The organism is Castellaniella caeni NBRC 101664 (assembly GCF_001592225.1).
Taxonomy (GTDB): domain Bacteria; phylum Pseudomonadota; class Gammaproteobacteria; order Burkholderiales; family Burkholderiaceae_B; genus Castellaniella; species Castellaniella caeni.
This window is the reverse complement of the sequence record NZ_BCWN01000021.1, coordinates 41,643-62,842: the sequence shown is the minus strand read 5'-3', so window position 1 is coordinate 62,842 and position 21,200 is coordinate 41,643. Positions and strand designations below refer to the sequence as shown.

Here is a 21,200-nt window from a genome sequence, read left to right as displayed (position 1 = left end):
GCAACGCAGGGTGGGCTGTGCAGACGCCAAATTCAAGTACGAGTATTAACCGAACAGCACACTAGGCACCGCGTACTGCCCCCGCCGCGCCCCGGCGCACGGGGGCGCCGCCCCAAAAGGGCCCCGTCTTGTGGACGGGGCCCTTTTGCATGTCGGCACCAGGCGTGTCCACTGAGCCAGCGCCTGGAGTTGCGTCATCGGCCAGTCCAGCGTGAGGGTCAGGCCCTGGCCACTCTTGAACTGTGCGGTATAGGTGCGACGCCGACGACGCGGCGTGCTGACGGGTTCTCGGTGCATACGTGTCCACGATGTTTTAGCGGACACGTATGCTCTATCGGATGCCGGATGGGCTCAAGGTGCGTTCACCGGACAGATACCGCTGATCGCCCTAATAGCCTCTGGGTAGCCCAGGCTGCAGAGCCTGTTTTACTTTGACCAAACAGCCTCCGCGATTCCCGGGGCGATTCAGTGCCACCCAGCGCTTGAGGCTGTAGTCCAGGGTGCGGGCCGGGCTTTTCATGGAAGTCAGGCGGCGACAGTGATGCCCGGCGCGTACTCGTGCCACGCAGGCTGCACCACGATTTCCACATGCTGATCCAGCGACACCAGCGCCTGCATCAAGCGCTCCAGCGAAATGTTCTGGAGTTTGTAGCGGCGAACCTGGGACACCTTGGGCTGGGTCATGCCGGTGATATGGGCGGCTTCGGTCTGGCTCAGGCCGCGCTGGTCAATTAGCTCGTTGAGTTTGAGCGCGAGCGCGGCCTTGGCCGACAATTCTTCCGCATCGTCGAAACCGAGATCCAGCAGCACGTTGTCGGTGCCTTGAGGGGTATCTTTGCGACTCATCATGTTCTCCTGTTCGCTGCGTAGCGGGCGAGCACCGCCTTCAACCGCTTCTCGATCAACTCCACATCCGGCTGCGGCGTAGCGATACCGGACTTGGACTTCTTCTGGAACGCATGCAGCACATGCACCGCGTCCCCGATCTTCACTGTGTAAACCGCGCGGAAGGTGTCGCCTCGATGGTCTTCCACCAGTTCGTACACCCCGGAACCGAGTCCCTTCCAGGGCTTGGCCGAGTCCGGCGTGCCACCCAACTGGACGACGAACAATGACACGCCCATGTCCTTCTGCACGGGGACGGGAAACTCCTTGAAGTCCTTCTTCGATGAGCCTTCCCAGTACAGGAGCTTACGTTTCTCTGTCATGATTATATCCGTTCAGATATAGATGGCAAGCGCCTGAATTATCGCGACAGCGTTGTGACAATTGGGTCGGCAGGATCAGCATCAGGATGCCGCCGCGCCAACGGCGCAGCGGGGCAAGACATGGAAGGTCGCAGGCAGTTCATATCGCCATTTCCTCCGTGCGGTGCGCACCCGTAATCGCCAGTCGCCGATTCGCCACCAGTTCGGCCGCATCGCGCACTGGCTTGTCCTCGGTATGAACATAGTGCATAAACATCGCCACGGTCTTGTGGCCTGTGAGCTTTATGCCCACCTTGGTCGGCACGCCCGAGTTGGCAATGTCGGTCGTCGCCCGGTGCCGGATGCCATGTGTGCCGACATGCGGCACACCAGCGGCCTTGAGCACGCGCGTCCAGCCGCCGTAGTGTTCGCCGTGGGTCATGTGCCGGGTCGGGGCGTTGGACGACGGCAGGACGTAGGGGCAGCCTTCCCGGCGCGGTGCGGTGGACAGCAGCCGATAGGCTTCCTCGCTCATGGGCTTGGAGATACCGCCAGTCTTGCTGTCGGGCCAGACGACGCGGCGGTTTTCCATATCAATCCAATCCCATTCGAGCGGGCAGATTTCGGAGCGCCGGGCGGCAAACTCGAATTGCAGGCGGATCGCCAGCGGAATGACGTAGTTCTCCAACCCCTCGGCTTCCAGCTGCTCCAGGTGGCGGAAGATCCGCACCAGTTCATCGTCCACGATGAGCCGGGTTTCCTTGCCGGGTGGATACATCGGGACATGACGGCACGGATTTGTGCCGTCCGGGCGTAGCCCCCACACTTCGGCCAGGTTGCCTGATCGACCGTCAGTTCCCCGTACTGGCCCAAGGCGGGCTTGCGGCGCTCGCCGGCGTTCGTGCGGTACTGGAGCATGAACACCTTGCGGCCTGCCGGGGTGATCTTGCACAGAAAGCCAGGCACCACGGTATTCCGCAGTTCGATGGCCTTGTCTTGAGGTTGCGCCGCATCGACTGCGGACTTGGTGAGCTTGATCTTCGCCATGACGACTCCGCGGAAAGCCCGGTTTCCAAGAGCCGCATGGGAGCCACACGAGGGGAAGCCGGGTCAAGTTTCGGAAAGCACCGGCATATTTTGAACTCGTCTAAATGATTGATAAGCCTGCTGTATCGAGCCTTGGCGTAGTCCAGCGAATTGCGGTACTGGAGTCATCGTGAAACAAAAAACACCGGCCTGGCGCGTCTGAAGCGCCAGGCCGGTGTCGTCTCCGGATCGGGCCGCGCTGGGCGCGGCCGCGTCACCCTGGAGAAAGTCAGGCGGCTTTCGTCACCACCTCGATGGGCTGGCGCGTCAGCAGCGCCAGCAGGTGGGCCAGCTCGGCCTGCAGCTCGCGCCGGTCGACCACGCGGTCGATGGCGCCCTTGGCGACCAGGAATTCGGCGCGCTGGAAACCTTCGGGCAGTTTCTCGCGCACCGTCTGCTCGATGACGCGCGGCCCGGCAAAGCCGATCAGGGCATTGGGCTCGGCCAGAACGACGTCGCCCATGAAGGCAAACGACGCCGACACCCCACCCATGGTGGGGTCGGTGAGGATGCTGATGAAGGGCAGCCCCGCCTCGGACAGCTGGTGCAGCATGGCCGTGGTCTTGGCCATTTGCATGAGCGAAAAGAGCGACTCTTGCATGCGCGCCCCACCCGAAGCGGACACGCACACGAAGGGCATGTGCCGGTCGATGGCCTCTTGCACGCCGCGCGCGAAACGCTCGCCCACCACCGAGCCCATCGAACCGCCCATGAAGGCGAACTCGAAGCAGGCCAGCACGGTGGGCACGGACAGCACCGTGCCGCTCATCACCACCATGGCTTCGGATTCGCCCGTCTGCTTGGTGGCTTCGGAGACGCGCTCGGGATAGCGGCGCGAATCCTTGAACTTGAGGGGATCCATGGGGCGCGTCTGCGCGCCGATTTCGCTGCGGCCTTCGGGATCGAGCAGGGAATCGATGCGCGCCCGCGCGCCGATGCGCATGTGGTGGCTGCACTTGGGGCAGACATTGAGCGTGGCGAGCAGGTCTTCTTTATAGAGGACGGACTCGCAGGACGGACATTTGACCCACAGGCCCTCGGGCACGCGCTTGGACGCCGCATCGCTGTTGCGGTTGATGCGCGGAGGCAGAATTTTTTCGAACCAGCTCATGCTTAGCCTTTCTGAACGTGATCGAGCGCCTGGCGCACGTCGGCCAGCCAGTCGGCGGCGGCGCGCACTGCCGCCTGCGGCCCGTGAGCCTGCGAGGCATTCTCGATAATTTGAATGAGTTTGCTGCCGATGACGACCGCATCGGCGTGGGCGGCCAGCCGGGCGGCGCTGGCGGCATCGCGGATGCCGAAGCCGACCCCCACGGGGATGGTGACGTGCCGCCGGATGGCGGCCAGGTGCTGCGCCACGTCATCGGTATCGAGGTTGCCCGCGCCCGTCACCCCCTTGAGCGACACGTAGTACACATAACCGCGCGCCAGCCGGGCGACTTCGGCCATGCGGCTTTCAGTGGAGGTAGGCGCCAGCAGGTAGATGGCGTCGATGCGGGCAGCCGCCAGGCTGGCGGCGAAATCGGCCGATTCTTCGGGGGTGTAATCGACCACCAGCACGCCATCGACCCCGGCCTGGGCCGCGCGCTGCACGAAGGCAGCGCGCCCCATGCACTCGATGGGGTTGGCGTAGCCCATCAGGACGACTGGCGTCGTGGCGTTTTCGCGGCGGAAGTCGGCCACGATGTCGAGCACGCGCGCCAGGCTGGTGCCTGCCGCGATGGCCCGCTCGCCCGCCTGCTGGATCACCGGGCCATCGGCCATGGGATCGGAAAACGGCACGCCCAGTTCGATGACGTCGGCGCCCGCCGCCACCAGCGCGTGCATCAGCACCGGCGTGGGCGCGGCCAGGGGATCGCCCGCCGTGATGTAGGGGATGAGCGCCGTACGCCCGGCCAAAGCGCCGAAGCAGTCCGCCAGGCGGGAATTGGATGCAGTCAAGGGAAGCTCCTAAAGCGTGATGCCGCCGGCTTCGGCCACGGTGTGCATGTCTTTGTCGCCCCGCCCCGAGAGGTTGACCAGGATGATCTGGTCGCGGGACAGGGTGGGCGCCAGCTTGACGGCGTAGGCGATGGCGTGCGCGGATTCGAGCGCCGGCATGATGCCCTCGATGCGGCAGCAGTCGTGGAAGGCGGCCAGGGCTTCCTGGTCGGTGATGCCCACGTACTGGGCGCGGCCCGTGTCTTTCAGCCAGGCGTGTTCGGGGCCCACGCCGGGGTAGTCGAGCCCGGCGGAGATGGAATGGGTTTCGGTGATCTGGCCGTTGGCGTCTTGCAGCAGATAGGTGCGGTTGCCGTGCAGCACCCCCACCACGCCCCGGTTGAGCGAGGCGGCGTGATGACCGCTGTCGAGCCCCTCGCCGGCCGCCTCGACCCCGATCAGGCGCACGGATTCGTGTTCGATGTAGGGGTGGAAAATGCCGATGGCATTGGACCCGCCGCCCACGGCCGCCACCACGTAATCGGGCTGGCGGCCCGCGTCGCGCGGCATCTGTTCGAGGCATTCGCGCCCGATGATGGTCTGGAAATCGCGCACCATGGTGGGGTACGGGTGCGGCCCGGCCACGGTGCCGATGATGTAGAAGGTGTTTTCGACGTTGGTGACCCAGTCGCGCATGGCTTCGTTGAGCGCATCCTTGAGCGTGCGCGAGCCGGATTCGACCGGCACCACCGTGGCGCCCAGCAGCTTCATGCGGTACACGTTGGAGGCCTGGCGGCGCACGTCTTCGCTGCCCATGTAGACCACGCACTCGAGCCCGTAACGGGCCGCCACCGTGGCCGTGGCCACGCCGTGCTGCCCGGCGCCGGTTTCAGCGATGACGCGCGGCTTGCCCATGCGGCGCGCCAGCAGCGCCTGGCCGATGCAGTTGTTGACCTTGTGCGCGCCCGTGTGGTTGAGGTCTTCGCGCTTGAACCAGATTTGCGCCCCGCCCAGGCGCTCGGACCAGCGCCGCGCGTGGTACACCGGGCTGGGCCGCCCGACGAAGTGCTCGAGCTCGTCGGCGAACTCGCTGAGAAACTCGGGGTCGTCGCGGTAATGCGCGTAAGCATCACGCAGCGCATCCAGGGCGTGCACCAGGGTTTCGGCAACGAACGAACCACCAAACTGGCCAAAATGCCCCTGGGCATCCGGCATATGATAGGGTTTCAAATCCAGACTCGCTTCAAAGGATGGTGATGGGCACAGGCGCCCGGCACCTGTCAGCCAAACAGGCATTTTAGCAGTGCGGGCCAAACGCGCGCAGCCGGGCCGCACAACACAGGCTGGCGGCGTGGAGCCGACCAAGCAGCCGCAGCCACACCACCCGAGCCGGGCCACGCCTGGCCCCCGCCGCCTACTGGCGGCTGGCCTGCACGCCGGGCAATTCATTGACGGCGTCGAGCGCCTGGCGAATCTGCGCACCATCTTTCACCTCGATGGTGAACACCATGTGCGCCAGCGAGCGGCGGCTATGCGTGGTGACCCGCACCACCCGCAGGCGCAGGCGCGCAAAGACCTCGGACAGATCGCGCAGCAGGTTGGGCCGGTCTTGCGCATGGATGCTGAGATCGACCGGATACAGCGCCTGGCCGGTTTCGCCCCAGGCCACCTGGATGCAGCGCTCGGGATGGCGCTGCGCCAGCGCCGCCCACGACGCGCAGTCTTTACGGTGAATGGACACCCCACGCCCGCGCGTGACGAAACCCTCGATGGCATCGGGCGGTGCCGGGCGGCAGCAGCGCGCCAGCTGCGTGAGCAGGGAATCGACGCCCACCACCAGCACCCCGCTCTTGCCGGTGCGCGACACGCTGCCCGCGTCGCTGGCGTACACGCGGGCATTGTCTTCCTGCGGCGCCACGGGTTCGGGCTCGCGAAACACCTGATCCAGCTGGCGCAGGCTGAACTCTTCTTTGGCGGCGGCCACGTAGAGATCGTCGGCGCGCGCAAAGCCCAGCTGCTGGGCCAGGTGCTCTTGGTTGATGGCCGTCTTGCCCAGGCGTTGCAGCTCTTTTTCGATGAGCGTCTGCCCCTGGGCAATGCGCTGCTGCAGTTCGACGGCATTGAACCAGGCGCGCACCTTGGCGCGCGCGCGCGGGCTGGCCAGGTAGTTGAGCTGCGGGTTGAGCCAGTCGCGCGACGGCCCGCCCGACTTGGCGGCGATGATCTCGACCGTCTGCCCGGTGCGCAGTGGCGTGGACAGCGGCACCATCTGCCCGTCCACCCGCGCGCCCCGGCAGCGGTGCCCGAGGTCGGTGTGCAACAGGTAGGCAAAATCGACCGGCGTGGCGTGCTCGGGCAGTTCAAGCACACGGGCCTGCGGCGTCATCACGTAGATATGGCCTTCGCCGCGCGGCACTTCGGGGGCCGGCGCCGCGCCGCCTTCTTCCTTCCAGGCCAGCAGTTGACGCATCCAGGCGATTTTCTGGTCGTATTCGCCCGACGCCGATACCTGCCCGCCCCGGGCGCCGGCCTCTTTATAGCGCCAGTGCGCGGCCATCCCGTATTCGGCGAACTGGTGCATGGCCCGGGTGCGGATCTGCACCTCGAAGGCGCGCCCCTGGGCGTCGGCCACGACCGTGTGCAGCGAGCGATAGCCGTTGGGCTTGGGGCGGGCGATGTAGTCGTCGAACTCTTCGGGCACGGGCGTCCAGAGCGCGTGCACCAGGGCCAGCACCGAATAGCAGGTGCGTTCGTCGGCCACGATGACGCGCAGGGCGCGCAGGTCGAACAACTGGTGAAATTCGAGATGCTTGATGCGCATCTTGTTGTAGATGCTGTAGATATGCTTGGGGCGCCCGCTGATCTCGGCCTGGATATGCGCATCGGCCAGCGCGGCCTGCAGCCGCGCCACGACCGCGTCGATGAAGGCCTCGCGCTCGGCACGCTTTTCTTCGAGCTGCCGGGCGATGGCCTTGTAGGTGTCGGGCTGCAGGAAGCGGAACGACAGGTCTTCCATTTCCCATTTGAGCTGCCAGATGCCCAGCCGGTTGGCCAGCGGCGTGTAAAGCGCCATGGTGCTGCGGGCGAACGCGGGCGGGCACGGCGTCTTGCTGGCGGCATACCAGCGCAGGGATTGCAGGCGCGAGGCCAGGCGCATGAGCACGATGCGCAGGTCGGCGGCCATGGCGAGCAGCATCTTGCGCTGCATTTCTTTCTGATCGCCGCCCGCGTCGCCCTCGGTGCGCCCGGCCATCTCGCCCAGCCGCAGCAAGGCGCGCACCCCCTGTACCAGGGTGGTGATTTCCGGCCCGAAAGCCTTGCGCAGGGGATCGGTACGCGCCACCTCGCCCGCCGGCACGGGCTGCACCGCCAGCAAGGCCGCCGCGCGGGTCTGGGCGTCCGAGCCCAGTTCGCACAAAATGAGCGTGACCGCCGCACAGTGGGAATCGAGCGGTTCGCCCGTGCTGGCCTGCGCCTGGCGCAGCGGCTCGCGTACCCAATCGACCGCCTGCCGCAGCAAGCCCGCCCCGTCGGGATCGAGCCCCTGGGACGCCGCCTGGAACCACCCCGCGTCAAACGGGTCGGCGGATACGGTTTGCGAAGGAACACTCATGACGAAGGCAACAGAAAACAGTAAAAAATGAACCCCTCTATACTACTTGAGTCTCCCCGTCCTGCGCGCCGCGCGCGGCCTGGGCAGCGCCCCGGCCGACATGCTTGCCCCCGGCGCAAGAGACAGCAACCACCCCTGGCCGATATCAAGCTCTAGGGGTTGTCCCGGATAAATTCAGTAGAATATCAAAAGAGCCTATTCAGGCCTTTGTCTGTCCGGAGCCCCACATGACCCACGTCGTCACCGAAAACTGTATCAAATGCAAATATACCGACTGCGTCGATGTCTGTCCGGTCGACTGTTTTCGCGAAGGGCCCAATTTTCTGGTGATTGACCCCGAAGAATGCATCGACTGTGCAGTCTGTGTGCCCGAATGCCCGGCCAACGCAATTTTCGCCGAAGAAGACGTCCCCCAAGACCAAGTTGACTACATTCCGCTCAACGCCGAACTGGCCCCCACCTTCGGCCCCATCAACCGCTCGGTGTCGCCACTCGACGGCGCCGACGACTGGAACGGCGTGGCCGACAAGCTCAAGTACCTGCAACGCCCCTGAACCCGCCCCTGGCCCTGGGCTGCGCGCGCTTTTGCCCCGGCCCGCACGGCCAGGGGTTACAAGTCGTCTGCTAAACCCCACACAACACGGCAGGAAATACCCGATTACGGGTATTTCCTGTAGCGCCCCGTAACCTTTCCCGGTACTTTAGACCTGCACGAACGATTCCGACGTACGACCTGCGCCGGAGCAGATTACCGGAACGCATAGACCATGCTGTACGACCTTCACGAGCTGCAACGCACCCTCCTGGCCCCCTTCACCGCCTTCACGCAGACGGGGTCTCAACTGTTCTCCAATCCCTACAGCCCGTTGGCCTATACGCCGTTGTCGCGCCAGTTTGCCGCCGCGTACGAGCTTGCCAACCGCATGGGCAAAGAATACGAAAAGCCGGCCTGGAGCCTGCCTTTCACCACCATCGACAAGCACGAGGTCGCCGTCCACGAAGACGTGGTGCTGGCACAACCCTTCTGTCGCCTCATCCACTTCCGCCGCGACACGCGCCGCAAAGACCCGGTCATCCTGTTGGTGGCGCCTTTGTCCGGCCACCACGCCACCCTGCTGCGCGACACCGTGCGCGCGCTGCTGCCCCGGCACGACCTCTACGTCACCGACTGGATCGACGCCCGCATGGTGCCCGCCGCCGAAGGCACGTTCGGTCTGGACGACTACGTGCACTACGTGCAGACCTTCCTGCGCCATCTCGGCCCCGACACCCACGTGATGTCGGTCTGTCAGCCCACGGTGCCGGTGCTTGCCGCCGTGTCGCTGCTGGCCAGCGCCGACGAGCCCTGTCAGCCGCGCAGCATGATCATGATGGGCGGGCCCATCGACGCCCGCAAATCGCCCACGCAGGTCAACAAGCTGGCCACCACCAAGCCCTACGCCTGGTTTGAAGACAACCTCATCCATCGCGTGCCGGCCCGCTATCCGGGCGCCGGACGGCTGGTCTATCCGGGCTTTCTGCAGCACGCGGGCTTCGTCGCCATGAATCCCGACCGCCACGTCAAGTCGCACTACGACTTCTACCTGCACCTGCTCAAGGGCGACGAAAGCGACGCCGAAGCGCACCGCCGCTTCTACGACGAATACAACGCCGTGCTCGACATGCCGGCGCGCTTCTACCTCGACACCATCCGCACGGTCTTCCAAGAATTCCGCCTGCCCTGTGGCACCTGGGAAATCGACGGCCAGCGGGTCGACCCCTCCGCCATCCGCAAGACGGCGCTGCTCACCATCGAGGGCGAACTCGACGACATCTCCGGCGAAGGCCAGACCCACGCGGCGCACACGTTGTGTGGCAACCTGTCGCCATCCAAGCGCGAAATCTACACTGCGGCGGGCTGTGGCCACTATGGCATTTTCTCGGGTCGGCGCTGGCGCGCACAAATCTGCCCTAAAATCGCCGAGTTCATCCGCGCCCACGCCTGATTTCCGCCGGGCGGCCTGTCCACCGGCAGGTGCCCGCGCCATTCAGGCGGCGGCCCGGCCACGGTGCCCAGCACTGTTTTCAGCTCTTTTGGCCCGGGCATACCCGGGCCTTGTTCATTTGCCATGCCCTCTCTGACCGATGCTCTCGATGCCCTGCTGCCGCAAACTCAATGCGGGCAATGCGGCTTCGAAGGCTGCCGCCCTTATGCCCAGGCCATGGCCGAGGGGCGTGCCGACACCAACCGCTGCCCACCCGGAGGCCCCCAGACCATCGCGGCGCTGTCGCAGCTGCTGGGGCGCCCGGCCCGGCCACTGGATCCCAGCTGCGGCACGCACCAGCCCTTTCGCGTCGCCCTCATCGACGAAGAGCACTGCATCGGCTGCACCCTCTGCATCCAGGCCTGTCCCGTCGATGCCATCCTGGGGGCCAACCAGTGCATGCACACCATCATCGAGGCCGACTGCACGGGCTGCGAGCTGTGCGTGGCCCCCTGTCCGGTCGATTGCATCACCATGGTGCCCGCCGGGCGCGACTGGACGCCCGACGACGCCCACGCGGCGCGCGACCGCTACCAGGCGCGCAATGAACGCCTGAACGCGCGCCACGCCGAAGCCATCGGACCCGCGGCGCGCACGCTCGCCAACAAGCCTGCCCTGGCCACGCTCATCTCGGATCACGACAAACAAGACCGTATCGCTCAGGCCCTGGCCCGGGCGCGCGCACGCCGCTCATGAAACGCGCCGCCATCGAAGAATGCTTCCGCCGCCTGCGCGAAGCCAATCCGCACCCCAAGACCGAACTCGAATACGGCAGCACTTTCCAGCTGCTGATTGCCGTCATCCTCTCGGCGCAGGCCACCGACCGCTCGGTGAACCTGGCCACGCGCCAGTTCTTTCCGGATCACGGCACCCCCGAAGGCATTCTCGCCCTGGGCGAGGAAGGCCTGACCCAGGCGATCCGCACCATCGGCCTGTACAAAACCAAGGCGCGCAACATCATCCGCACCTGCGAGCTGCTGCTGGAACGCCACGACGGCCAAGTACCCGACCGCCGGGAAGCCCTCGAAGCCTTGCCCGGCGTGGGCCGCAAGACGGCCAACGTGGTGCTCAACACCGCGTTCCGACAACCCACCATGGCGGTGGACACCCACATCTTCAGGGTGGCCAACCGCACGGGCATCGCCCCGGGCAAGACCGTGCTGGCCGTCGAAAAGGCCCTGCTCAAGCGCGTGCCCAAGGAATACCTGCTGGACGCCCACCACTGGCTGATCCTGCACGGACGCTACGTCTGCGTGGCACGCAAACCCAAGTGCCCACAATGCCCGATCAACGACCTGTGCGACTACCCGGACAAGACCCGGCCCGGCGATTGACGCGGCGCAGCGTGGGGGCTCTTTTGCCGCCGGGCCGCCCCAAGGCAAAAAGCACCCCCTTGGGGGGAAGCAAGCCGAAGGCGCAGCGTGGGGGCTCTTTTACCGCCGGGCCGCCCCAAGGCAAAAAGCACCCCCTTGGGGGGATGAGCCAGGACACGAAATAGTCTCCGCAGACGATTTCGTGCCTGGCGAATCCGAGCAGCATGCAGGCTGCGAGGTGGAAGCAAGCCGAAGGCGCAGCGTGGGGGCCCCGTTCTCAGCCGGGGGAAAACTCTGTAAAACCCCTATGGAGCCTGCAGCCAAACCAGCCGATACTCGAAGTATTCCGCCACACGGCGCTGCACTGCGACAGAGGTATCTCGGCAATATGGGCACGGATCAATCCATCATTCTTGAAACCCGCGATCTCACCAAAACCTTTCTGGGCTTCACCGCCGTCGATGCCGTCAATCTGAAAGTCACCCGGGGCCACATTCACGCGCTCATCGGGCCCAATGGCGCGGGCAAGACCACCTGCTTCAACCTGCTCACCAAGTTCCTCACGCCCAGCCAGGGGCAAATCTTCTTCGACGGCCAGGAAATCACGGGCGACCAGCCCGCCGACATCGCGCGCAAGGGCATCATCCGCTCCTTCCAGATTTCCGCGGTGTTCCCGCAGCTGTCGGTGCTCGACAACGTGCGCATCGCGCTGCAGCGCAACACCGGCACGTCCTTCCACTTCTGGCGCAGCGACAAAAGCCTCGACCACCTCAACCCCCGGGCCCTGCAGCTGCTCGACGAAGTCGGCCTGGCCGAGTTCGCCCAAGAACTCACCGTCAACCTGCCCTACGGGCGCAAGCGGGCGCTCGAAATCGCCACCACGCTCGCCATGGAACCCAGCCTCATGCTGCTCGACGAACCCACCCAGGGCATGGGCCACGAAGACGTCGACCGCGTCACCCAGCTCATTAAGCAGGTCAGCGCCGGGCGCACCATCCTCATGGTCGAACACAACATGAAAGTCGTCTCCTCCATCGCCGACCGCATCACCGTGCTGGCGCGCGGCGCCGTCCTGGCCGAAGGCGACTACGCCACCGTATCCAGCAACCCCGCCGTCATGGAGGCCTACATGGGCACGACGCAAGGCGAACTCGAAGGGGCCCACGCATGAGCGCCGCCGCACTCGAAATTTCCAACCTGCAAGCCTGGTACGGCGAATCCCACGTGCTGCACGGGGTCAACATGCACGTCGAAGCCGGCCAGGTCGTCACCCTGCTGGGGCGCAACGGCGCGGGCCGCACCACCACACTGCGCGCCCTGCTCGGGCTCACCAGCCGACGCACCGGTTCGGTGCGCATCCACGGCACCGAATCCATCCACCTGCCCACTTACCGCATTGCGCACCTGGGCATCGGCTACTGCCCCGAAGAACGCGGCATCTTCGCCTCGCTGTCCTGCGAAGAAAACCTGCTGCTGCCGCCCACGCTCAACAACGCCCTGGGCGGGGGCATGTCGCTGGCCGAAATCTACGATATGTTCCCCAACCTGCTCGAACGCAGGCACTCGCCCGGCACGCGGCTGTCAGGCGGCGAACAGCAGATGCTGGCCGTCGCCCGCATCCTGCGCACCGGGGCCAACCTGCTGCTGCTCGACGAAATCTCCGAAGGCCTCGCCCCCGTCATCGTGCAGGCGCTGGCGCGCATGATCACCACACTCAAGGCCAAGGGCTACACCATCGTCATGGTCGAACAGAACTTCCGCTTCGCCGCGCCGCTGGCCGATCACTTCTACGTCATGGAACACGGCCAGATCGTCGAAGAATTCCCTGCGGCCCAGCTGCAAGAAAAGCAAAGCACGCTCGACAGCCTGTTGGGCGTCTGATGCACACTTCATCTGCCGGCACAACCGGCTTCCTCAGGAGACTTCCCATGAAATTGCGTACCCTTTCCGCTGCGCTGGCCGTTGCAGGCCTGGGCCTCAGCCTGTCGGCTCAGGCAGCCGGGATATCCGACGATGTCATCCGCATCGGCTTCATCACGGACATGTCAGGGGTGTATGGCGACGTTGACGGCCCGGCGGGGGCCGATGCCATCCGCATGGCCATCGCCGACATGGGCGGCGAGATCAACGGCAAGAAAATCGAACTGCTCACGGCCGACCACCAGAACAAGGCCGACATCGCCTCGGCACGGGCGCGCGACTGGTTCGACACGCAGCACATGGACATGCTGATCGGCGGCACCAATTCGGCCACGGCCCTGGCCATGGCCGGGGTGGCGGCCGAAAAGAAAAAACCCTTCATCGCCATCGGCCCGGGCTCGTCGCAGCTCACCAACGAAAAATGCACGCCCTACACCGTGCACTACGCCTACAACACCACGGCCCTGGCGCGCGGCACGGGCTCCGCCGTGGTGCGGGAAGGCGGCAAGAGCTGGTTCTTCCTCACGGCCGACTACGCCTTCGGCCACTCGCTCGAACAAGACACGGCCAAGGTCGTGAAGGACGCGGGCGGCAAGGTGCTGGGTGAAGTGCGCGCGCCGCTGTCCACCACCGATTTCTCCTCCTTCCTGCTGCAGGCGCAAAGCTCGGGCGCCCAGGTGCTGGGTCTGGCCAATGCCGGCGGCGACTTCATCAATTCGGTCAAGGCCGCCAAAGAATTCGGCATCACCAAGACCATGAAGCTCGCCGGCCTGCTGGTGTTCATCAACGACATCAACTCGCTGGGGCTCGACAACACGGCGGGCCTGTACCTCACCACCGCCTGGTACTGGAACCAGGCCGACGATTCCCGCGCCTGGGCCAAGCGCTTCTTCGACAAACACAACCGGGCGCCGTCCTTCCTGCAGGCGGGCGACTACTCGGCGGCGCTGGCCTACCTCAACGCCGTCAAGGCCACCGGCACCGACGATGGCGACACCGTCATGCAGTACCTGAAATCGCACAAGATCAACGACATGTTCGTGAAAGACGGCTACGTCCGCAAAGACGGCCTGATGATGCACGACATGTTCCTGGCACAGGTCAAGAAGCCGGACGAGTCCAAAGCCCCCTGGGATTACTACAACATCATCCGCAAGTTGCCGGCCGAGTCCGTCTACGGGCCCGAATCGCAGTCCACCTGCCCGCTGCTCAAGAGCTGACACCGGCGTTCTTCACGCATGCCCCCGCCTGTCGGCGGGGGCATGATTCACATCCAGCGTCTCCGTCACTTGCCTGTGCTGTAGCCCTATGACAGATCTCTTCGGTGTTCCCATCCAGGCCCTGCTGGGCCAACTGCTGCTTGGCCTGGTCAACGGCTCGTTCTACGCCGTGCTCTCCCTGGGTCTGGCCATCATCTTCGGCCTGCTCAACATCATCAACTTCACCCACGGGGCGCTCTACATGCTGGGCGCCTTCGTCGCCTGGCTGGGCCTGCAATACCTGGGGCTCAACTACTGGGTGATGCTGGTGCTCTCGCCCATCGTGGTGGGCCTGTTCGGCATCCTCCTCGAACGCCTGCTGCTGCGCCACCTCTACAAGCTCGACCCCCTGTACGGGCTGCTGCTCACGTTCGGGCTGGCGCTCATCATCGAAGGGGTGTTTCGCAGCATCTACGGCGTCTCGGGCCAGCCGTACTCGACGCCCGCGCTGCTGCAAGGCGGGGTCAACCTGGGCTTCATGTACCTGCCCATCTACCGCGCCTGGGTGGTGGTGGCCTCGGTGCTGGCCTGCCTGCTCACCTGGTTTCTCATCGAAAAGACGCACCTCGGGGCGCTGCTGCGCGCGGGCACCGAAAACGCCAAGCTGGTCGAGGCCTTCGGCGTCAACGTGCCGCTCATGATCTCCCTCACCTTCGGCCTGGGCGTGGGCCTGGCGGCCTTTGCCGGCGTGCTGGCGGCCCCCATCCTGCAGGTATCGCCACTCATGGGCTCGAACCTCATCATCGTCGTGTTCGCCGTGGTGGTCATCGGCGGCATGGGCTCCATCCTGGGCTCCATCGTCACGGGCCTGGGCCTGGGGGTCATCGAGGGCTTCACCAAGGTCTTCTGGCCCGAAGCCTCCAGCACCGTGGTGTTCATCATCATGGTCATCGTCTTGTTGTTGCGCCCGGCGGGGCTGTTCGGGAAAGAATCATGAATCGTCAACTCATCGGCTACCTGATCGCCATCGTCGTCATCGCGGCGCTGCCCGCGGCGGGCGCCTACCCGATCTTCATCATGAAGGTCATGTGCTACGCGCTCTTTGCCTGCGCCTTCAACCTGCTGCTGGGCTACACCGGCCTGCTGTCCTTCGGCCACGCCGCCTTTCTGGGGCTGGCGGGCTATAGCTGCGGGCAGGCGCTGGCCGTCTGGGGCTGGCCCACATTCGGCGGCCTGGTCTTCGGCACGGCCTGCGCGGCCCTGCTGGGCCTCATCTTCGGCATCCTGTCCATCCGGCGCAGCGGCATCTACTTCGCCATGATCACGCTCGCCCTGTCGCAGATGCTGTTCTTCTACTTCCTGCAGGCCCACTTCACGGGCGGCGAAGACGGCCTGCAAGGCATCCCGCGCGGCAGCATCCTGGGGCTCGACCTCAACCAGGACATCAACCTGTACTACGTCGTCCTGGCCATCTTCGTGCTGGGCTATGCGCTCATCTGGCGCACGGTGCATTCACCCTTTGGCCAGGCCCTGAAAGCCATCCGCGAGAACGAAGACCGCATGGTGTCCCTGGGCTATCACGTCGATCGTTTCAAACTGCTGGCCTTCGTGCTGTCGGCCACGCTGTCAGGGCTGGCGGGCGCCACCAAGGCCGTGGTGTTCGTCTCGGCCACGCTGTCGGACGCCACCTGGCAGATGTCGGGCATGGTCATCCTCATGACCCTCATCGGCGGCATGGGCACGCTCACCGGGCCGGTGCTGGGCGCCATCATCGTGGTCGCGCTGGAAAACAAGGTGGGCGACATCGGCCGCTTCCTCATGGACGAAACCGGCATCACCTGGTTCCGCGTGCTGGGCGAATCCGTCACGATCGTCATCGGCCTCATCTTCGTCATCTGCGTGCTCACCTTCCGGCGCGGCATCGTCGGCGAATGGCTGCACCACCTGCAGCTGCGCAGGGCGGCCAAGACCTCGTAAGCCACACAAGCAAATGCAAATGCGGGTGCCAACAGGCACCCGCATCGCGGTTCATGCGTCAGCCGCGGACGCGGCCAGGGTTCAATAGCGGAAACGGCCCCCCACGAAAATCGAACGGGGCGCGCCCGGATTCAGCACCCGGGCGTCGGCATCGGCCTGCGTCAGCACGGTCACAGCACTGACGTACTTCTTGTCGGTCAGATTGCTGAGTTCGGCATACAGATCCCAGCGATCACGCTCGACGCCCGCGCGCAGCCCCAGCAACTGGTAGGCGCCGACACGATAGGTATTGGCCATGTCGGCGTAGCGCGACCCGACGAGATCGAAGGTGGGCCCGGCATAAAAGCCCGTGGTCTGGTGGCGGTACATCACCTCGCCGTGGACGATGTAGCTGGGTGCCGACGGCAGCCGGTTGTTGCCGAACGCTGGGTCGTCCTTGAACCGGAAGCGCTGGTAGGTGGCGCTGACCAGCGGCTCGATGCGGTGCGGCGTGCCCGCCAGCGGAAAGCTCGCGCTGCCCAGAGCCTCGATGCCCTCGTGCACGGTCTTGCCGTAGTTGGTCGCCAGCATGCTGCCGGGTTTGGCGGGGTTGTCCACCGACAGAATCTCATTGCGGATGTCCGCATGATAGAGCGACAGACTCCAGCGCCCGGTAGCCGCGGCAAACGGCAGCGCCCCCTGGCCGCGCGTGCCGATCTCATAGGACACCCCATGCATGGCGCGCAACACCGCATCGTCCTGGCGCACGTCGTTGTCCAGATCGTAATTGTTGGGCGCCTGATACACCCGGCTGACGTTGGCAAACAGCTCGCTGTCCCGGTTCAACGCGTAAATGAGCCCCAGGCGCGGATTCACGGCAGAATACGTGGCATCCTGGCGCCGCTGGTCGCCGCTGGACAGCGTCGTGGAGCGCGAATCGCGCGAGGTAGCCACGCCCTGCGCGCCGTAGACCAGCGTCCAGCGCGGCGCGATATGCCAGCGATCCATCAGCGTCAGCGTGGCGTTGTCGGACTGCTGGTCGATGGCGGTCATCCGCGTACCGCGCTGGCCGCCATCATTGGCGTAGTTGCCGCCCTTGTTGCTCGTCTGCGCCAGGCTGAGGCCCGCCAGCAGCTCGTGATTGCCGGCCCTGAGGTGGTAGCGCAGCATCCCGCCCACCGTCTGCTGCCGCGTATCGACCAGCAGGCTGAAATAATGCGCGGGGGGTGTGGTGGCGAAATTGAACACGTCCACGATGGGGTGGTACAGGTGCTGCACCTCGTACGAAAGGCCAAATTCCAGGCGGCTGCGGGCATCGATGTCCCAATCACCCTTGAGCGCCACCCGATCCGTCTTGACATCCACGGCGTGATCGCCCAGCGCCGCCGAGGGGTCGGCCTGACGCGGGTCTTGCTCGAATTCCGAGCGCGTCAGCGCACCGGCCAGCTTCTGGCGGCTATCGACGTGCGAGGCGAACAGCCGCAGGCGCAGCCGGTCGGACACGCGCAAGCCGACGTTGCCTGACACACCCGTGCGCTCAAGCCCGCTGTGCTGCCGATAGCCATCGAAATGCTTGTTCTCCAGCGTCAGCAGGCCATCCAGCGAGTCTGCCACGCCGCCTACGCTGAGCTGGCCATTGAACAGACCGTGGCCGCCCGCGCTCAGGTAGATTTGCGTCGGATCGCTGTTTCTGGCCGTGCGCGAAATGGCGTCGATGGCGCCACCCAGCTCGCTGGCGCCATAGGTCAGCGCATTGGCGCCGTTGGCCACGATGAACTCGCTGGCCCCCAGGGGATCGATCAGGCGATTATGGTTGTTGCCGTCCGCCGCCGACACCGGCAGGCCATCCTGGAACAGGGCCACGCCGCCGTTGTCGTAACTGAGCGCGCTCAGGTTCGAGCCGCGGATGGACAGCACCTGATCGTCGCCCCCGGTATTGCTCTCGGCCATCACTCCGGGTACGTAGCGCAGGGCGCCACTGAGGTTGCTGACCGGACGCTGGTACAAAGAATCACCATCGACGACGTGTACGGCACCGGGGGTCAGGCGCTGTTCGAGCCGGACATCGGCGTCATCAGGGGTGGCGCTCACTTCGATCGGCGCCAGCTGGGCGGGCGTCGGCTGGCTGCCCGCGGCTGACGACGTCCCGACCGACACCGCCTGCGCGGACGATGGCTCCGCCACCCCCAGCGCCAGCGCCACGGCGGAGCCAAGCCACCACCACGCCCGGCCTGCCCAGGGAGCAAAGCGCAATACAGACACAAACTTGCTCATGATCCATTCCTTTCCTGCACGACGGGCGGCGCCGTCTGCAGCGTGATTTCATCGAAGTCATCGACCAGTACCGTCACCGTGATTTGCCACGAGGCCTGGGCTGACAGCGGTGGGATGGCGGCCAGCCAGCTGCCGTCGGCCTGGCGGCTGGCGGCACGGCTGAGCGGCTCGATGCCGCCCGCCGCATGGCTCAGGGACAGGGTCACGCCCTGGGCCTCGAACGGCGCACCGTCGGGCTTGAACAGCTGGATGTGCCAACCATCGGCCAGCGACGTGACACGCGCCCGCAGCCGCTCGTCGGCCAGCTCCACGGGCTGCGGCGCGGTCATCCGCGCCATGCCCGCCATGTCCGCCATGTCCGCCGTGCGCGGCGGCGGGGTGAAGCGCCACAGCGCGACGACCGAGAGGATCAGCACCGCCAGCACCACCTCCAGGCGGATGGCGGCCCTCAGCCGCCGACGCGCCGCTGGTTCCCCGGCCAGCGCCGCGCGCGTCAGCCCCCAGCGGTTATAGGCCGCCAGACACAGCAGCAAGCCCACCAGCGTGAGCTTGGCAAGCAGCACCCGGCCATACGCCGTGCGCCACAGGTCGCCGGGGCCATCGAGCTGCAAGCGGGCCAGCGTCAGGCCACTGAGCACCAGCAGCGCGACGGCGGGGACGATCCAGCGCGAAAAGGCCGCCAGCGGCATCGGCTCGGCGGCAGCCGACACGCGGCCCGCTGGCGCTGCGGCACGGACGCGCCCACGCGACAGGGCCCGCGCCAGCGGCACGAGCATGCCCACCCAGACCACCGCCATCATGACGTGCAGCACCACGGCGGGACGCGACAGCCATTGCGGCGGCGCGGTGCCCGCGTGACCGCTGACGGTCAGGGCCAGCCCCAGGCAGCCCAGGCCCGCCACGGCGGCGGCCTTCAGGATCGCTGAGCGCGCCGTGCCCAGCGCGACCAACGCAGCCAACAGCGCCAGCGCCTGCAGGCCCAGCGTGCTGGCATACGTGCTGGACAGCGCCTGCGCCCAGGTGGCGGATTCGGCCAGCGCGGGCCAGGAGGCGCCGCGCATGTCCAGCCCCTGCAGGCCCAGGTTCACGGGCAGCAGCACGAAGCCCAGGGCGATGGCGGGGCGCACCCAGGCCTGCCTGTCCAGCGGCTGGATCAGGCGGAACAGGGCCGCGCCAAGCGCCGCGAACAGGCACAGATAGCCCAGCCAGCGTGCCAGCCAGATCGCCAGCTTGAGCGAGCCCGGCGAGGCGCTTTGCGACACGCTGCCCAGCGCGCTGGGATGGCCGACCGAGTAATCCAGCGTCCCGCCCACCGGGTGACCGTCCGCGGAAGTCACGCGCCAGCTCAGCAGATAGGTGCCCGGCGCGGCGTGGCCGCCCGGCAGGGAAATCCTGACCTCCTGGTTGTGATCCATGACCGGCCCCGTGACGAGCTGCTGCCCGTCGGGCCCGAACAGCCGCAGGGCGGTCACCCCGACGGGTTCACTGAAGGTCAGCACAATGGCGCTTGGCGCCCGCTGCAGCACGGCGGCGGGCGCAGGCGAAGCGGCAACGAGCGCCGCATGTCCCCAGGCAGTCGGCGCGCACGCCAGCAGGCAGACGAAATAAAGAATCAGCCGTCTCATCGCGCATGACCCGCGGGCGCCGCCGGGCGCGTCAGTTCAAGGTGGGGTGCCGGCCCGGCGGCGTCGGGTTTGCCGGAGGTGTCGATCCAGCGCTCGACCCCCTTCTCGCACGTCTGCACGACGGGGAAATACAGCGGCTGCCCCGCGCTCAGCGTGGGCGACAAAAAGACGAAGAAGGCGAACTCGTCATAGTAGGCGTCGGGCAGCCGACCTCCCTTCCAGACCAGTTCGCGCACCCCGTGGTCGAGCGTCGCGCCGTGAAATTCCTGTGTGTGCTCGTAGGGCCCCTGGACGATGTTGATCGTCCAGCCCGGCTTGAGCTGGGGCTTGACACCCAGCACGCCCTCGGGGATGCGCACCCGCAACGCCGTCGTGTCGGAACCCTGGCAGCCGTGCGGCACGCGCAGCACGGCCTTGTAATAGCTGCCCACCGGGGCCTGCCGGGTTTGCAGCGTCACGTGGGCCTGCACCGCAGGCATGAACAACAGGGCGGCAGCCAGCGCGCCCAAGGCAAAAGATGCTTTCATCGAAACTCACCTGTATTCGTATTTCGCATTCGTGCGCGGACGAAGGCCACGCCACGAGGGCCGATGAAGCGGTCGCTCCACCAGCCTGGTTTCAGTCACAGAAAACAGCGAGTGTGCTTTTAAATGTACGGATTGACCGCGAACAGCACACTAGGCGAAATACGGCGGTGCGCGTGAACCGAGCGGCGAGCTGCGCACCCGGGAGGCGCGCCAGACGGCCACCGTGAAGACCAGGGCGACGAAGCCGCCGAACAAGGCCATGAACGCCGGGAACGCCACCGTGGGCAGCGGCGCCCCACCCAGGCACTGGGCCAGGAAGTGCAGCGGATTGTCGTAGGCGCTGGCGGCATTGGCGTGGTCGCCGTGCACCATGCCGCCCAGGCCCGGCCCTTGCATCTCGCACAGCGTGACCGTCGGCAGTTCGCCATTGGCGAAACTGGGCATATAGCCCGCGGGCACCAGTGCGCGCAGCACCAGTGCCAGACAAAGGGCCCACGCCCAGGAAAAGGCGCTGCCCCGAAGCGGACGACGGCCTTGGGGTTTCATGGAAAGGAAG

General features: G+C 65.9%; 19 protein-coding genes and 1 pseudogene. 9 read left to right on the top strand and 11 right to left on the bottom strand.

The window, feature by feature from the left end; all coding sequences use genetic code 11:
* Positions 1-525: 525 nt before the first annotated feature.
* The 7 genes and pseudogenes from CCA01S_RS12465 to CCA01S_RS12435 form a co-directional block, all read right to left on the bottom strand.
* On the bottom strand, positions 526-849 hold the full coding sequence (locus tag CCA01S_RS12465; protein WP_439951509.1) for a helix-turn-helix domain-containing protein: 324 nt from the start codon (positions 847-849) through the stop codon (positions 526-528).
* On the bottom strand, positions 846-1,208 hold the full coding sequence (locus CCA01S_RS12460) for a type II toxin-antitoxin system RelE/ParE family toxin (RefSeq protein WP_066459005.1): 363 nt from the start codon (positions 1,206-1,208) through the stop codon (positions 846-848). The genes CCA01S_RS12465 and CCA01S_RS12460 overlap by 4 nt, the downstream gene beginning before the upstream one ends.
* A 139-nt stretch (positions 1,209-1,347) precedes the next feature.
* Positions 1,348-2,234 (bottom strand): annotated as a pseudogene (locus tag CCA01S_RS12455) (site-specific integrase).
* A gap of 268 nt (positions 2,235-2,502) precedes the next feature.
* The gene (gene accD / locus CCA01S_RS12450) at positions 2,503-3,384 is read right to left on the bottom strand and encodes an acetyl-CoA carboxylase, carboxyltransferase subunit beta (RefSeq protein ID WP_066459004.1); all 882 of its coding nucleotides are present in this window, start codon (positions 3,382-3,384) and stop codon (positions 2,503-2,505) included.
* A 2-nt stretch (positions 3,385-3,386) separates the two neighbouring features.
* The gene (trpA, locus tag CCA01S_RS12445) at positions 3,387-4,214 is read right to left on the bottom strand and encodes a tryptophan synthase subunit alpha (RefSeq protein WP_066459001.1); all 828 of its coding nucleotides are present in this window, start codon (positions 4,212-4,214) and stop codon (positions 3,387-3,389) included.
* A 9-nt stretch (positions 4,215-4,223) separates the two neighbouring features.
* Positions 4,224-5,423 carry a tryptophan synthase subunit beta gene (gene trpB / locus CCA01S_RS12440; protein WP_066459000.1) on the bottom strand — a complete coding sequence of 400 codons (1,200 nt, stop codon included), beginning with the start codon at positions 5,421-5,423 and terminating at the stop codon, positions 4,224-4,226.
* 184 nt (positions 5,424-5,607) lie between these two features.
* On the bottom strand, positions 5,608-7,806 hold the full coding sequence (locus CCA01S_RS12435) for a RelA/SpoT family protein (RefSeq protein WP_066458996.1): 2,199 nt from the start codon (positions 7,804-7,806) through the stop codon (positions 5,608-5,610).
* A 227-nt stretch (positions 7,807-8,033) separates the two neighbouring features.
* Between CCA01S_RS12435 and fdxA the strand changes: the two genes are divergently transcribed.
* The 9 genes from fdxA to CCA01S_RS12390 all read left to right on the top strand — a co-directional run bounded on the left by fdxA (position 8,034) and on the right by CCA01S_RS12390 (position 16,239).
* Positions 8,034-8,360, top strand: coding sequence for a ferredoxin FdxA (gene fdxA, locus CCA01S_RS12430; protein ID WP_066458994.1), 327 nt, complete (start codon positions 8,034-8,036; stop codon positions 8,358-8,360).
* 213 nt (positions 8,361-8,573) lie between these two features.
* The gene (locus CCA01S_RS12425; protein WP_066458992.1) at positions 8,574-9,791 is read left to right on the top strand and encodes a polyhydroxyalkanoate depolymerase; all 1,218 of its coding nucleotides are present in this window, start codon (positions 8,574-8,576) and stop codon (positions 9,789-9,791) included.
* A 123-nt stretch (positions 9,792-9,914) separates the two neighbouring features.
* Entirely contained in the window at positions 9,915-10,526 is a 612-nt protein-coding gene (locus CCA01S_RS12420; protein WP_066458990.1) for an RnfABCDGE type electron transport complex subunit B, read from the top strand.
* The gene (gene nth / locus CCA01S_RS12415; protein WP_066458988.1) at positions 10,523-11,164 is read left to right on the top strand and encodes an endonuclease III; all 642 of its coding nucleotides are present in this window, start codon (positions 10,523-10,525) and stop codon (positions 11,162-11,164) included. Before CCA01S_RS12420 ends, nth begins: the two co-directional genes overlap by 4 nt.
* A gap of 367 nt (positions 11,165-11,531) precedes the next feature.
* Positions 11,532-12,314, top strand: coding sequence for an ABC transporter ATP-binding protein (locus CCA01S_RS12410; RefSeq protein ID WP_066458986.1), 783 nt, complete (start codon positions 11,532-11,534; stop codon positions 12,312-12,314).
* Positions 12,311-13,024: an ABC transporter ATP-binding protein gene (locus CCA01S_RS12405; protein ID WP_066458985.1), complete on the top strand. Its 714-nt coding sequence runs from the start codon at positions 12,311-12,313 to the stop codon at positions 13,022-13,024. Before CCA01S_RS12410 ends, CCA01S_RS12405 begins: the two co-directional genes overlap by 4 nt.
* A gap of 47 nt (positions 13,025-13,071) precedes the next feature.
* Complete coding sequence (locus tag CCA01S_RS12400; protein ID WP_066458984.1) at positions 13,072-14,283, top strand: ABC transporter substrate-binding protein; 1,212 nt, start codon at positions 13,072-13,074, stop codon at positions 14,281-14,283.
* An 88-nt stretch (positions 14,284-14,371) separates the two neighbouring features.
* Entirely contained in the window at positions 14,372-15,259 is an 888-nt protein-coding gene (locus tag CCA01S_RS12395; protein ID WP_066458983.1) for a branched-chain amino acid ABC transporter permease, read from the top strand.
* Positions 15,256-16,239 carry a branched-chain amino acid ABC transporter permease gene (locus CCA01S_RS12390; protein WP_066458982.1) on the top strand — a complete coding sequence of 328 codons (984 nt, stop codon included), beginning with the start codon at positions 15,256-15,258 and terminating at the stop codon, positions 16,237-16,239. Before CCA01S_RS12395 ends, CCA01S_RS12390 begins: the two co-directional genes overlap by 4 nt.
* Before the next feature lie 81 nt (positions 16,240-16,320).
* Here the strand turns inward: CCA01S_RS12390 and CCA01S_RS12385 are convergent, their stop codons facing one another.
* From CCA01S_RS12385 to CCA01S_RS12370, 4 genes are all read right to left on the bottom strand, one after another.
* Positions 16,321-18,492, bottom strand: a complete 2,172-nt coding sequence (locus CCA01S_RS12385; protein WP_084386737.1) for a TonB-dependent receptor family protein — start codon at positions 18,490-18,492, stop codon at positions 16,321-16,323.
* Positions 18,489-20,117: a copper resistance CopC/CopD family protein gene (locus tag CCA01S_RS12380; RefSeq protein ID WP_066458980.1), complete on the bottom strand. Its 1,629-nt coding sequence runs from the start codon at positions 20,115-20,117 to the stop codon at positions 18,489-18,491. The genes CCA01S_RS12385 and CCA01S_RS12380 overlap by 4 nt, the downstream gene beginning before the upstream one ends.
* The gene (locus CCA01S_RS12375) at positions 20,114-20,644 is read right to left on the bottom strand and encodes a YcnI family copper-binding membrane protein (protein ID WP_066458977.1); all 531 of its coding nucleotides are present in this window, start codon (positions 20,642-20,644) and stop codon (positions 20,114-20,116) included. The genes CCA01S_RS12380 and CCA01S_RS12375 overlap by 4 nt, the downstream gene beginning before the upstream one ends.
* A gap of 150 nt (positions 20,645-20,794) precedes the next feature.
* Positions 20,795-21,190, bottom strand: a complete 396-nt coding sequence (locus CCA01S_RS12370) for a DUF2946 family protein (RefSeq protein WP_146030614.1) — start codon at positions 21,188-21,190, stop codon at positions 20,795-20,797.
* Between the last annotated feature and the right edge of the window lie 10 nt (positions 21,191-21,200).

Bases quoted from the DNA above. Each gene is read 5' to 3' on its own strand.
- fdxA (WP_066458994.1), top strand. From the start codon at position 8,034: ATGACCCACGTCGTCACCGAAAACTGTATCAAATGCAAATATACCGAC.
- CCA01S_RS12385 (WP_084386737.1), bottom strand. From the start codon at position 18,492: ATGAGCAAGTTTGTGTCTGTATTGCGCTTTGCTCCCTGGGCAGGCCGG.
- CCA01S_RS12400 (WP_066458984.1), top strand. From the start codon at position 13,072: ATGAAATTGCGTACCCTTTCCGCTGCGCTGGCCGTTGCAGGCCTGGGC.
- CCA01S_RS12370 (WP_146030614.1), bottom strand. From the start codon at position 21,190: ATGAAACCCCAAGGCCGTCGTCCGCTTCGGGGCAGCGCCTTTTCCTGG.
- CCA01S_RS12435 (WP_066458996.1), bottom strand. From the start codon at position 7,806: ATGAGTGTTCCTTCGCAAACCGTATCCGCCGACCCGTTTGACGCGGGG.
- CCA01S_RS12395 (WP_066458983.1), top strand. From the start codon at position 14,372: ATGACAGATCTCTTCGGTGTTCCCATCCAGGCCCTGCTGGGCCAACTG.
- CCA01S_RS12405 (WP_066458985.1), top strand. From the start codon at position 12,311: ATGAGCGCCGCCGCACTCGAAATTTCCAACCTGCAAGCCTGGTACGGC.
- CCA01S_RS12420 (WP_066458990.1), top strand. From the start codon at position 9,915: ATGCCCTCTCTGACCGATGCTCTCGATGCCCTGCTGCCGCAAACTCAA.
- CCA01S_RS12460 (WP_066459005.1), bottom strand. From the start codon at position 1,208: ATGACAGAGAAACGTAAGCTCCTGTACTGGGAAGGCTCATCGAAGAAG.
- CCA01S_RS12465 (WP_439951509.1), bottom strand. From the start codon at position 849: ATGATGAGTCGCAAAGATACCCCTCAAGGCACCGACAACGTGCTGCTG.
- CCA01S_RS12410 (WP_066458986.1), top strand. From the start codon at position 11,532: ATGGGCACGGATCAATCCATCATTCTTGAAACCCGCGATCTCACCAAA.
- accD (WP_066459004.1), bottom strand. From the start codon at position 3,384: ATGAGCTGGTTCGAAAAAATTCTGCCTCCGCGCATCAACCGCAACAGC.
- CCA01S_RS12380 (WP_066458980.1), bottom strand. From the start codon at position 20,117: ATGAGACGGCTGATTCTTTATTTCGTCTGCCTGCTGGCGTGCGCGCCG.
- CCA01S_RS12375 (WP_066458977.1), bottom strand. From the start codon at position 20,644: ATGAAAGCATCTTTTGCCTTGGGCGCGCTGGCTGCCGCCCTGTTGTTC.
- nth (WP_066458988.1), top strand. From the start codon at position 10,523: ATGAAACGCGCCGCCATCGAAGAATGCTTCCGCCGCCTGCGCGAAGCC.
- CCA01S_RS12390 (WP_066458982.1), top strand. From the start codon at position 15,256: ATGAATCGTCAACTCATCGGCTACCTGATCGCCATCGTCGTCATCGCG.
- CCA01S_RS12425 (WP_066458992.1), top strand. From the start codon at position 8,574: ATGCTGTACGACCTTCACGAGCTGCAACGCACCCTCCTGGCCCCCTTC.